General features: G+C 36.5%; 12 protein-coding genes. All 12 read right to left on the bottom strand.

Translation table 11 applies throughout. From position 1 onward, the window contains the following. Positions 1-193 precede the first annotated feature (193 nt). The 12 genes from AB3H90_RS04745 to map all read right to left on the bottom strand — a co-directional run bounded on the left by AB3H90_RS04745 (position 194) and on the right by map (position 12,658). The gene (locus AB3H90_RS04745) at positions 194-1,447 is read right to left on the bottom strand and encodes an EpaQ family protein (RefSeq protein ID WP_368016279.1); all 1,254 of its coding nucleotides are present in this window, start codon (positions 1,445-1,447) and stop codon (positions 194-196) included. A gap of 222 nt (positions 1,448-1,669) precedes the next feature. After that, the gene (locus AB3H90_RS04740; RefSeq protein ID WP_181914858.1) at positions 1,670-3,721 is read right to left on the bottom strand and encodes a hypothetical protein; all 2,052 of its coding nucleotides are present in this window, start codon (positions 3,719-3,721) and stop codon (positions 1,670-1,672) included. A 50-nt stretch (positions 3,722-3,771) separates the two neighbouring features. Continuing rightward, the gene (gene rfbD / locus AB3H90_RS04735; RefSeq protein ID WP_014834184.1) at positions 3,772-4,620 is read right to left on the bottom strand and encodes a dTDP-4-dehydrorhamnose reductase; all 849 of its coding nucleotides are present in this window, start codon (positions 4,618-4,620) and stop codon (positions 3,772-3,774) included. Between the two features lie 181 nt (positions 4,621-4,801). Further along, positions 4,802-5,830: a dTDP-glucose 4,6-dehydratase gene (gene rfbB, locus AB3H90_RS04730; protein ID WP_010719743.1), complete on the bottom strand. Its 1,029-nt coding sequence runs from the start codon at positions 5,828-5,830 to the stop codon at positions 4,802-4,804. Positions 5,831-5,851: 21 nt separating this feature from the next. Then, the gene (gene rfbC / locus AB3H90_RS04725) at positions 5,852-6,424 is read right to left on the bottom strand and encodes a dTDP-4-dehydrorhamnose 3,5-epimerase (RefSeq protein WP_010719744.1); all 573 of its coding nucleotides are present in this window, start codon (positions 6,422-6,424) and stop codon (positions 5,852-5,854) included. 14 nt (positions 6,425-6,438) lie between these two features. Then, a complete protein-coding gene (rfbA, locus tag AB3H90_RS04720; RefSeq protein ID WP_010719745.1) occupies positions 6,439-7,305 on the bottom strand; it encodes a glucose-1-phosphate thymidylyltransferase RfbA in 867 nt (288 codons plus the stop codon). An 88-nt stretch (positions 7,306-7,393) separates the two neighbouring features. Continuing rightward, positions 7,394-8,110 carry a glycosyltransferase family 2 protein gene (locus AB3H90_RS04715; RefSeq protein WP_126344441.1) on the bottom strand — a complete coding sequence of 239 codons (717 nt, stop codon included), beginning with the start codon at positions 8,108-8,110 and terminating at the stop codon, positions 7,394-7,396. 13 nt (positions 8,111-8,123) lie between these two features. Continuing rightward, positions 8,124-8,948: a glycosyltransferase gene (locus AB3H90_RS04710; protein WP_081128592.1), complete on the bottom strand. Its 825-nt coding sequence runs from the start codon at positions 8,946-8,948 to the stop codon at positions 8,124-8,126. Then, positions 8,945-9,745, bottom strand: a complete 801-nt coding sequence (locus AB3H90_RS04705) for a glycosyltransferase (RefSeq protein ID WP_010719748.1) — start codon at positions 9,743-9,745, stop codon at positions 8,945-8,947. The genes AB3H90_RS04710 and AB3H90_RS04705 overlap by 4 nt, the downstream gene beginning before the upstream one ends. Beyond that, on the bottom strand, positions 9,745-10,875 hold the full coding sequence (locus AB3H90_RS04700) for a glycosyltransferase family 4 protein (RefSeq protein WP_368016278.1): 1,131 nt from the start codon (positions 10,873-10,875) through the stop codon (positions 9,745-9,747). The genes AB3H90_RS04705 and AB3H90_RS04700 overlap by 1 nt, the downstream gene beginning before the upstream one ends. Positions 10,876-10,943: 68 nt before the next feature. Then, positions 10,944-11,867 (bottom strand): YihY/virulence factor BrkB family protein, encoded by a 924-nt coding sequence (locus AB3H90_RS04695; RefSeq protein WP_010719750.1) that lies wholly within the window; start codon positions 11,865-11,867, stop codon positions 10,944-10,946. Between the two features lie 26 nt (positions 11,868-11,893). Beyond that, the gene (gene map, locus AB3H90_RS04690) at positions 11,894-12,658 is read right to left on the bottom strand and encodes a type I methionyl aminopeptidase (RefSeq protein ID WP_010719751.1); all 765 of its coding nucleotides are present in this window, start codon (positions 12,656-12,658) and stop codon (positions 11,894-11,896) included. Positions 12,659-12,786 lie beyond the last annotated feature (128 nt).

The following is a 12,786-nucleotide window of genomic DNA, read 5'->3' as shown; positions in this document are numbered from 1 at the left end:
TCTGTTAATTACAGTCATGTGCCATTTTACCACACTTTTACTCACGGACTGTGATATTCTTAGTTTCTTAATTTTCTATTAAGCAACTTTACGCTAACATTTTTATTTTACATAAGAAATAATTTAATTGCAATGAAGCAAAAAGCTAGCTGACCCAAGAATAACTTGTTTCAACTAGCTCTTATCTAAGTGTTTAATATCGACGTGCTACTCTTGATAGAGAGCCGTCTGTCGTTTCCCTCGTTTGTTGATTCGCTATTTTTCGCTTGTTTGCAACGTTTTTTAAACCATCATAGCGATGACTTGCCATTCCCAATAACAGATAGATGATAGGTACCCACGGAAAAGAAGTTAAAGTATCTTCCATAAAGGATTGGATCATCACTGCAAAGAATGCCCATAAAAAGGTTACTTGTCCATTCGATAAATCTGCTTTTAAGGTCAATCGACCTACATAGATTAAGACTAGTACCCCTGCGATGATGACACCCAGCAATCCATATAGATTTAAAAATGAATTATAACTATTGTGATTTCCTAAAAATTGATTTCCACGTTGAAAAATGAACGGTTTCATTCCAACCCAGACTTGTTCGCTTTTTTCTGAAATAGTCTCATAGAATTTCAACCAAATTTCTTCACGACCAGTAAAGAGATTTAGATGCTCGGAATGAGCTGCTAAGTAAGAAACTGGCAACGCAAAAATCGTGACAATCATGTAGGCTAAAAATGGCGCTCGTATTATTTTGAACAATTGTTTTGGCCAAATATCCAGTAAAACAAATACGATCATCGCAACTAAAGCACCTTTTGATTGACAGACCCAGATACCAATAATCCCAGCAATCACACTCGGAAATCCAACGAATACCCGAACATACCAGCGCTCAAATGAACTGGCAAACCCACTGATCAGTAAGGAGAGGGTCATTAAAGTACTACCAATCGTATTCGTGTTGATCCAAATATCGGAAACTTTATTATCAGGCAACCAAATACTTTCACCATCAGGAATTTTTATTTCAGTAAAAATGCGGTATAACGTAATGCCAAGAAAGACATAACATACTAAAATAAAAATCGAACGATCTAACTTATCAAACTGAATCCATTTAACCGTCAAACAAAAGACTATGATTAGCGGGATCAAAAGATCTACATTCATAGAACTTGCTCTTACTTCACGGAAATGATCAAACAGAAAATAAATAAGCATTGCCGCTGCTAAATAAATAAAGTCAGCTCTTCGTCCTTTATATACGTTTAAAATAAATAAAATGACAATGCCAAACGTAACAAATTGCGCACTGTTGTCATATAAAAAAAGCGCTTGAGCATTGCCTAGGCCTGCTGTCCATACAAAATAAATAGCAGAAAGAAATAGAATCAGTAATCCAACACTCATTTTATTTATTAATTTTCCAATAACCGTCTGAATAATCTCCATCCTCCTTTCATACTGTTTTATTATACTGTTTTTTAAAAACAAACGGCAATGCTATTTTTAGATTAATTGATAAAAAACTCACTTTTAGTGCTTCATCCAGTCTTTTTAAAAGAAAAAACATGGAACCTAAAAATAGGTACTGAGCAATTTCAGAAGAAGCAGTAAAGAAATTTACTTCCTTACACTCCCATATCAATTACTCAATACCTAATAATTACTTTCTCAACCGCCTGTATACGACCATTCATCTACTTGGTTATCCGTATTATTCACAGCATTATTGGCTGTAGATGGATCGTTTTCAGGATAGGTTACTTCAAAAATCATATAACCATCTTTATCAGGACCGTATAGTTGAGTGAATTGTGCTTGGTACAATTGATTATAATCAGTTAACGGGCGTTTGCTGACCACGTATTTGATTCCAAGCTTTTCAGCATCTTTAAAGTTGAGGGTCACAGAAAACATATCTGGACGATCTAAAACAAATGAAGTTTTTTCTTTAGCAATAAAGGCACGTGTGTGGGCATATCGATTATAATATTTTTCATATTTTTTATCTGGATCAATTTTAGCCCATGCCTTCATGTCTGGATAAAAGCGTACCGAATTAAAAGCTTTTACGCCTAATGTTGGTGTAAAGTTATACAGCTCATCTTCTGTTAACCATACTTGTTGTGGATCTGCCTGATCAATTGCTTTTATCTCTTTTGCCAGAGTCTTTTCAAAGATCGCACCAGTTCCTTCTACAACTGGGTTCACAAAGAAACCTGAAGCTACAATCAAAGCGATAAACGAAAGATAGAACAATCGACAACGTCGGAACAGAATAAATGCCAGGATTAACGTACCAACAATCACGATCATGGTGATCTCTAATTCAGTAAAGTATTTTGTCATTTTGGAATTGACCAAAGCATACGTAAAGATTCCCGCGTTCGCCAACAATAGGAAAAATTTATACCATGTTGGGATCACATCTTCTTGCCAAATATAGGCAATAAACCATATGGTTAAGAGGCAAGCTGCAAAACTAAAGGTTAAGATTGCTCTAAAAGGTGGCACGTAAGATAATAAAGTGAGTTCAGCGAGCCATTTTGGTAATCCTAAAGTAATCCAATAAATTGAAAACAGACAAAAGAGCATTAAAATCCGTCCAAACAGTTTTTGTTCACTATTTTTTTTACCAAATAAAACAAATGGGCTTGCTAAAAAGACGGTTGGGAAGAAATGATAAAACAGAGCAACTTCAGAATTATTAGAAAAATTGATATCTTTAAACGAAATTTTCCAGTTTGTCAGAAAATAAAAGAACTCTCCTAAATGCCATTTTCCTCCTGTACTTACTCGTTTTCCTGGATATAAGGTATTTAAAGAAGCCAGTAACGCATCTTTAGAGGTTAACCAAAAGTGGATCAGTACGCCACCTATAAATAATATTGCCCCAATGATCAGTACTGCATCAAACCAATCCCAAGTGATTCGCTTCCCATAATAGAGCAATAACCCAACAAAATAAAAGACAAGTAAATAAGCAAGCATAACTTGATGGGCTGGATAAATCACCAGGATAAAACCTAGACCAAATATGACGATCAAACTCATCATCATTGCTCGTACCCATTTTTTTTGATGTTGGTAAAAATAATGATAAAAAGCAACCATTAGTCCTAATGTGAAGAAAATCAAATCTCCCACGTGTTGCATGAACCACCACTGGACTGCTGGTGAGAAAGTTAAGGCAAAGGCGCCTACGAGTGATAAAGCTTTTTTTCTTTTTGTCAAAATCATTAAAACTTCATACCCCAATAAAACCATGACCACTAATTTCATTGCCCAATAAAACGAAAGCCCACGATCTCTTCCCAAGAAAAAGAATCCCCAATTGAATGGTTTACCAATAACTGTGATATCTTTAACAGGAGAATTATAAGCAATGATCATATTTTGTCCATTTAAGGAATAATCGGGATTTACTAAAGGATAGTCATTTTCAGCTTGTGAAAGATAAAAAGGTGTTTGCACGAGCCATTCATCTGAACGAACTTCCCTATTTTGCCCGAAGATGACATCAGTTTTCTTTCCGTCATCTCGTTGCGATACATATTTATCCCATACACCCAATGAACTACCATTCAAATTAAACGTTACAATAACTACAATGACTAGCAATCCGATGAGGTAACGAAGTTTTAGAAAGACATCAAGAACAGAGTGATCTGTGCGCTCAGGCTTCACGGCTGTTCGTTGCGCGCGTCTTGTTTGTTTTTCCATGCGATTCTCCAATTTCTAGTTTGTTCTTTTTTTACGGAAAAACAAGTTTGCTATTTCAAACTTTCAGCTGCTTCCAACATTTTTGCTAATGCTTCTTGCCATGTCGGAATGACAAAGCCTAGATCTTCTGCTTTCTTTAGACTCATCACAGAATATTGTGGGCGAACTGCTTTTTGTGGATACTCTGCTGAAGTGACTGGTGCTACTTCGACATCCGTATCTTTTAAGATTTCTTTGGCAAATTCATACCATGAACAGCTATTTTCATTGGATAACTGATATACGCCATAAGGTGCTTGTTTTTCAATCACATATACCATAAATTCAGCAAGTGTTCGAGTCCAAGTTGGGCGACCATATTGATCATTGACAATAGTTAAACGATCATGCGTTTCGGCTAAACGTTGCATTGTAAAGACAAAATTATGTCCATAGACACCAAATACCCATGAAGTACGGATAATATAATAGTCTTCTAAGATTTCTTGAACTGCTTGTTCCCCTAGTAATTTTGTGCGACCATACTCATTCAATGGGTTAGTTGGATCGTCTTCGCGGTATTCTTGGTCTTTCTTTTTGCCATCAAAGACATAATCCGTACTGATATATACTAATTTAGCATTCACTGCTTTTGCAGCCAATGCCACATTTTTAGTTCCATCAACGTTAATCTTCTCATCTAATTCTTTGCCTTCTTCTTCTGCTTTATCAACGGCTGTATACGCTGCACAATGAAAAATAATTTCTGGCTTTAAGTTTGTAATATACTCCATTGTTTTTTCTGCATCAGTAATATCCAGCTCAGCAGCATCAGTTGACACATAAGCCATTCCTTTTTCATCTAATAAATGGCGTAATTCCGTTCCAAGTTGACCATTTCCTCCGGTTAATAAGAACATTCTGATCTCTCCTCTTTTTTGTTTTAAAAAGGGGTCTGCAACATCTGTCACAGCTCCCCTTACAATTGCCAATAAACAATTCCTATTTTTATACTAATTTTTTTCTGCACGTTTTACAACTTCATGCGTGTCTTTTTTACCCGAATTTTTTGAGAGTTCCTTAAATCCGGCTTATCATCATTTATTGACCATTTTTGGCATAGGCTGCTTCCACAGCTTCTTTTTCTTTCTTCCACCAATCTTGGTGTTCTTCATACCATTTGATTGTATCAGCTAAACCATCACGGAAGTTGGTAAATTCAGGTTGCCAACCTAGCTCCTCACGTAACCTTGTCGAATCAATTGCATAACGTAAATCATGTCCTGCACGATCGTTGACATGGTCGTAAGCATCTTTGGGTTGTCCCATAAGTTCCAAAATCAATTCCATGACTGTTTTGTTATCTTCTTCCCCATCGGCACCGATCAAATAAGTTTCACCGATTTTTCCTTTAGTCAAAATCAACCAAACCGCAGATGAATGATCATTCGTATGGATCCAATCGCGAACGTTTTTTCCTTCACCATATAGTTTTGGACGTATACCACTTAAGATATTAGTAACTTGACGAGGAATAAATTTTTCAATATGTTGATATGGTCCATAGTTGTTTGAACAATTTGAGATCGTTGCTTGCAACCCAAATGAACGAACCCAAGCTTTCACTAATAGATCAGAGCCCGCTTTAGTTGAAGAATATGGACTTGATGGATTATAAGGTGTTTCAGCTGTAAATTTTTCCCCTTCGCCTTCTCCATGACCTGGTAAATCTTCACGTAAAGGTAAATCCCCATACACTTCATCGGTGGATACATGATGGTAACGAACATTGTATTTACGACAAGCTTCTAACAGGGTGTACGTACCAATAATATTGGTTTGGACAAAAGGAAATGGATCTTTTAGCGAATTATCGTTATGCGATTCTGCTGCATAGTGGACTACGGCGTCTGCTTCTTTGACTAAACGATCCACTAATTCTGCATCCGCAACATCACCAACGACCAATTCTACACGGTCACTAGGTAGCCCTGCTAAGTTCTCTTTATTCCCAGCATAAGTCAATTTATCTAACACCGTAACATGAACCTCTGGATGATGATTGACCACATAGTGGACGAAATTTGAGCCGATAAATCCGGCACCACCAGTAACAATGATATTTTTCATATAAAAATTCTCCTTGCAATCCTAAATTTCACCATAAACAAATGGATTTTCTGCTTCAAACTCTTTTAAAGTTGGATGATGCTGATCCTTTTCAGACATAATCGCTTTGGAAAGATCGATAGGCCAATCAATCGCTAAGTCTGGATCATCAAAGGCAATCCCACCATCAGCTTGTGCATTGTAGTAATTATCACATTTGTAAAGAAAATTGACATTTGGTGTCAATGTCACAAATCCATGAGCATAACCTTTAGGCACCAAAAGTTGTCGATGGTTGTGTTCAGATAAGATAAAGCCTTCCCATTTACCATAGGTTGGACTTCCTTTACGAATATCGACAATTACATCTAAAACAGCACCAGAAGTTACCCGAATCAATTTCGTTTGTGCTGCTTCTCCTTTTTGGAAATGCAGTCCGCGGATAACACCAGCTTCTGCCGATAATGAATGATTATCTTGAACAAAATCAAAATCTAAACCATGTTCAACAAATTTTGCTTTGGAATAACTTTCGGTAAAAAAGCCACGATGATCACCAAAAACATCCATTTCAATGATCTTCACATCTGTTAAATTAGTATCAGTTACTTTCATTACTTCAGACTCCCTTAATTGTTGGCCAACTGTAAAAGATATTGACCATATTGATTTTTTTTCAACGGTTGAGCTAATGCAAGTAATTGCTCTTTAGTGATATATCCCATTCGGTAGGCGATTTCTTCTAAGCAAGCTACCTTGAGATTTTGACGTTTTTCAATCGTTTCAATAAATGTGGATGCCTCTAGAAGAGATTCATGCGTGCCAGTGTCTAACCAAGCAAAACCTCTACCCATCAATTCAACAGATAGTTTTCCTTTTTCTAGATAGACTTTGTTTACATCAGTGATCTCTAATTCACCACGTTCAGAAGGTTTGATGTTTTTCGCAATCGAAATAACATCATTATCATAAAAATATAACCCTGTTACTGCATAATTTGATTTTGGTAGCGCAGGTTTTTCTTCGATTGACAGAGCCTGCATCTTTTCATCAAATTCTACAACACCAAAACGTTCTGGATCATTAACGTGGTAACCAAACACTGTTGCTCCAGTATCTTTAGAAGCAGCGCGTTGAAGCATTTTAGATAAGCCACCACCGTAATAGATGTTATCTCCTAAAACTAAGCACACACTATCATCACCGATAAATTCTTCACCGATAATAAAAGCCTGTGCTAGCCCATCTGGACTTTCTTGCACTGCATACTCAATTTGTAATCCTAACTCTGCCCCATTACCAAACAGTTCTTTAAATCTTGGTGTATCTTGAGGAGTAGAGATAATCAGGATTTCTTTGATACCCGCTAGCATTAGTGTAGACATTGGATAGTAGATCATTGGTTTATCGTAGACTGGCATCAACTGTTTTGAAGTTGCCTTAGTTAGAGGGTATAAGCGTGTACCACTTCCCCCAGCAAGAATGATTCCCTTCATGAGTATAAATTCTCCTTTTCAATTTAAAATTCACCTTGTTATTATCTCATCAAACTTGTTATTTGTCATGGAATTATTAACGATTTAACTATCTTTTATTAATTCCAAACCATTTTCTCTTCACAAGCGCCTTGATCAGATTCAACCGCCAGGTAATTTTTTGGGTTAGTTTAGTGTTTGTTTTGATTTCACTCACATTAAAATCATGTCTACGATAAAGTGTCAATGTTTCTCTAATAAACCCAACACGAGTTCCACCTAACATCCCAATCCACATATCATGCATTGGTACTTCAGAAGGAATTGGTACTATTTCTTTCTTTAATGAAGATCGAAAAGCCATGCCGGCACCGATATAATTACTCCGAATCAAATTATTGAGCCAGCCTGTTCGGGAATGCCGATAGGAAAAATACGACGCGTGTATCTCATTGAGTTGACCATCCACAATCACTAGATCACTCACTACTACTAATTGTTGCGGATTTTCTTCAAAATATGCGGTGATCTTAGCCACCTTATTAGGTAGCCAAACATCATCTTGGTCTGCTAAAAAAATGATGTCACCTTTAGATTGTTGAATGGCATGGTTGAAGTTGGCAATGACACCTTGCCTTGGTCCTTCAACAAATTTGATTCGATTGTCTAGTTGCGTGTATTCCTTTATAATTTGACAAGTTTCATCTGTCGATCCATCATCTGAAATAATCAATTCATCCTCAAGTGTCAGTTGGTTTAAAATACTATCCAATTGTTCTCTTAAATATCTGCCACCATTAAAGGTAGCCATACAAACTGATCGCACAAATTCACACCCTTCAGTTTTCAGTAAATGATTGTAATGTCAAACGCCATATTTTACGATTTCTGACTGTTAAAAATTGTTTTACTGTACGTAACAATAATTGTTTTCGATGACGCGGTAACATTTCTTTATCATAATTTTGATAAAAAGTTTTTTCAGCTTTCAGTATCGACTGATACCTTGTAACAGAAACTTTCTGATAATCAAGAACTGAAAGATCATGTTCCATTTTTTCAGGTAAGATAAAAACCGTCTTTTTGAACTGATAGATCGTCCAAAAAAGCCAATGATCCAAGAAATCAAGGGGGAAATCTAAATTAAAACCGCCAATTTCCTTTAAAAATTTGATAGAAAAAACAGCGCCTGAATTAATCGCCATGATTCGTCTTTGACTGAGCTGTGATCGCTCAACCTTTTCAACTTGACGATTGATATAGCGATCCGCAAAAACAGGCGATATTTGGTTGCTTCCAGCATAAACCAACGGAACTGCTGCAACCAATTCATCTGTCCAATCAATCGTTAATAGCGTATCAAAATACGTTGCAGTCAATTGACTATCATGATCAAGTGTAACGAAATAGCGAATATTCTGCTGCGCATGATTCAACGCATAATTATAAGCCGTAGCCAGACCAGGATTTGATGGATCATGATAGTAGCTTATATCTTTGTCTTGTTCTAATAATGGCTCCAATTGCTTAACGGGACTATTATCATAAACAACCAGTTGAATCTTCTTCTCTTTGACAGCTTTCATGAGCAGATCAAAAGAAGGCGATTGACTAAAACGCTGCTGGTATAATACGATAACGACTACTATTTTGGGTATGGTCAAAAGAAAGTCCACCCCCACTTATTGAAAAATTTCACCATTGACTGTAAAAAGATACGAAAAAGTTTAAAATTGCGATGAGCACCTTTTCCATATAAATGAACAATCGTGTATAACGGCGTATAAAGGAGTTTTTCTCCTGCTTTTTCAAAAGTTAAGCAAAGATCATTATCTTCAAAATACATAAAATAGCGATTGTCAAACCCGTTGACTTTTTTAAATTTATTGACATCAACGACCATAAAACTACCAGAGATCATACGCACGTAGCTATTGGTTGTTTCTGACAAATCATGGCATTCGAATTTTGCTAAACGTTGAGCAAACAACTGCTTGACAAAACGAGCCGGAATAAACCGCAATACATAATCGAATACATCTAATTTTTGGCGAATCAAATGTTGTGTCGTTCCATCTTCATTTAATATTTTAGGTGCTAACATGGCACATTCTGGATGTTCCTGCAAAAGTTTGACCAAATCAACGACTGTCTGCTGATCCACCAGAATATCTGGGTTAAAGATCACAGCATAAGAAAAGTCACTCGTTAATAAATTATGGTTATGTCCATAACCAAATCCTTTATTTTCCTGATTAAAATAGATTTTGACAAACGGATACTTTAGATATTCTTTCAATCGTTCTTGGTAGTCAATCGACGAAGCATTATCGAAAATCAAGATCTCAACCATGGCTTGGTCATTTATGCTGGCTAGAAGCGTATCTAACGTTTGAAAAATCTTTTGACTATTAGCCGTTACGATGCTAATTAAAATCGGTTGTTTTTGATTTATTTTCATTAGTGTCTAGTCCATTTCCTTTTATATTTCTGTATGACTTGTGTTCGATATTCTTTATTGCCTAAAAAACGTAAAGTTTTAAGAATGTACTGATGCTTCTCGTTGATCAATCCAATCAACTCAAACAATAAAATAGCCGCAAATAGCATCGAAACGATCAAAACAATCGAACCGAGACGCCCAGTATAGTTCATGATCATGGCAGTAAATGAAAACATCAATGCCATAGCATAAATGGTCAAAACTGCTCCTTTATGCGTAAAACCTAGACTCAATAATCGATGATGTAGGTGTTTTTTATCTGCTGTAGAAAAAGAGACACGGTTCGCTTTTCTGCGAATAATCGCAAAAAATGTATCAGTTACTGGAACGCCCATCACAATCAATAATGAGATGGAAGAAACAAATGTTACATTCTTCAGACCTTGTAGAGAAAGAACAGCCATCATAAATCCTAAGAACAATGCCCCAGTGTCTCCTAAGTAAATTTTGGCAGGATAAAAATTATAAGGAAAAAAGCCAATAATGCTTGCCACTAAACAGAATATGACGATTGGTATGTATACTGTAGAAGCATGTAGGAAAAAATATCCGATAATACCAATTGTAATCAACCCGATCAACGAGATTCCGGTTGCCAAGCCGTCTAATCCATCAATCAAATTAATTGCATTAGTGATACCGAAAATCCAAAAAACGGTCACAGGAAAACTCAGCCAACCCAATTCGATATAACCAAAAAAGGGCAATGTTACTGAATCAATGTGAATATCTGCCACAAAATAGACGATCAACGCTGCTAATAAGATCCCGACAGACTTTTGTTTAGGCGTCAACTCGTATTTATCATCCAGTACTCCCGTTAGAATGATCACTAAGGAAGCTAGTAAAATAGGAATGATATAAAATTTGGGAATGATGTCACGAAAAAACAATAAGGTGGATACGACAAATGAAATAAAAATGGGTAGTCCCCCAGCTGAAGGCATAGGTATTTCATTAATACGTCGCGCATTCGGTTTATCCACCATTCCGGTTTGGACAGAAATAATTTTAAATATGGGCGTTAGTACTAAAGATAACAAGATTGTTAAAAAAAATTTGACAACCATACTAAATGAAACAAGCATATTGGCACCTACTTTAATTAAGAGTCTAGAATTATTATAAAACACTCAAGCAATAAAAACTCGCAGTTCTATTTTTTTTTATGAGAAAATTTATTTTTGAAACGAATCCACCATTTATTTGTAGAAACTCGTCTTTTCTTGATTTCGTTACCTGTTATGTATTCTTGCACAACAGCATTGATGATTCCGCCAAATATAATGATTGTAGCAGCAAAATTGAGCCATAGCATCAAGACGATGAAACTCCCGATGATTTGGTATCCACTGACTCTTGTTGCAAAGTATTTTGCGTAGATTCCAAACACCTGAGATAGCAACATCCAGCCGACAGTAGCAAAAATCGTTCCCGGAATCACTGCTTTTAGTTTTAATTGCGCATTCGGTACTATCACATAAATCAAAAACATAATGATAAATAAGACAACTAAGGTAATCGGCCATTTCAAAGTTTGGAACTGGATGATCACATTGCCAGAAAAATTAAAAATCGGTTGGAGCGCTTCAAGTATCATTTGACCCAGTCCTAAAAAAATCGTTACTCCACTAATCGCAATCATGAAAAGCAAAATCACTACTAATGAAAAGAAACGGACGATCAAAAAATTCTTTCTATTTTCTACACCATAAGCCTTATTCATGGCAATTTGTAAAGCGTTGATACTTTGACTGGCAGACCACAAAGCAGCTAAAGCAGATAACGACAACAAGCCACCGGAACTTTGCGTTAACAAATTTCGAATTGCAGGACCGATAAACTGATAGACCGTCTCAGGGATGATTTGCCGCACATAAGTCAATACTGTCTCTTGATCGATTTTTAGAAATGGCAAAATATTACCAAACGCAATAATTAGGGGAAATAAAGACAATAATAAATAATACGCCACAACAACTGACGTGGTACCCATTTCTGAATCAGTGATCCGTTTTTTTGTTGTTGCAATAAAACGCATTAAATTTTCGTTTTGCTTTATTTTCCCTAATAATTTCATCAAATTCTCCTTATTGATCTAGCTTCTCAATACGTACCTTCTTCACCTTGAGAAGTTAAGATTCTTGGTCCATCTTTCGTAATTGCCAGTGTATGTTCATATTGGCAAGACAAGCCACCATCTCTTGTATAAGCAGTCCAGCCATTTGGATCCATTTTCATTTTCCAAGTTCCAGTATTAACCATTGGCTCAATGGTAATAACCATCCCTTCTTTTAACCGTAGACCTTTTCCTGCTTCACCATAATGAGGGACAGCAGGTTCTTCATGGATCGTTGGACCCACACCATGCCCAATAAAGTCACGGACAACCGCTAAGTTTTCACTTTCAACATAAGTTTGGATAGCATGACCAATGTCGCCAATTCGGTTCCCAACTTGCGCTTGTTCGATTCCCAGATACAAAGCTTTTTTTGTCACTTCCATCAAGCGGTCAATTTCCGGTGTTGACTCTCCCACTACATAAGCCCAACAAGAATCAGATATGCCGCCTTTTAAATCGATACACATATCCACTTTCACTAAATCGCCATTTTTCAGCGGTTTTTTACGTGGAAATCCATGACAAATTTCGTCATTGATGCTAATACAAGTCGCATACTCATAGCCTTCAAATCCAATTTGAGCCGCAATCCCACCATGGCTTTCAATATAGTTACGAACAAAAACTTCAATATCCCAACTCGTCACGCCTGGTTTGATAAAATCTCGCAGATTTTTATGTACATCCGCTAACAACGCGCCAGACTCAGCCATTGTTTCAATTTCTCGTGCTGATTTCAATGTAATCATATTTTCGTCTCCTTTTTACAAATCTTCCTCATTTTACCATAGTGTCCGGTCGTTCGCCAAATCAGATTCTCTTCACATGACTTGTTTTCTTTTAGTAAAGGTTTTGGTATAATCTGTAAATGTTAGAG

Origin of the sequence: Enterococcus sp. C63 (assembly GCF_040887215.1) — a bacterium.
Taxonomy (GTDB): domain Bacteria; phylum Bacillota; class Bacilli; order Lactobacillales; family Enterococcaceae; genus Enterococcus_B; species Enterococcus_B hirae.
This window is presented reverse-complemented; position numbering and strand designations above follow the sequence as displayed.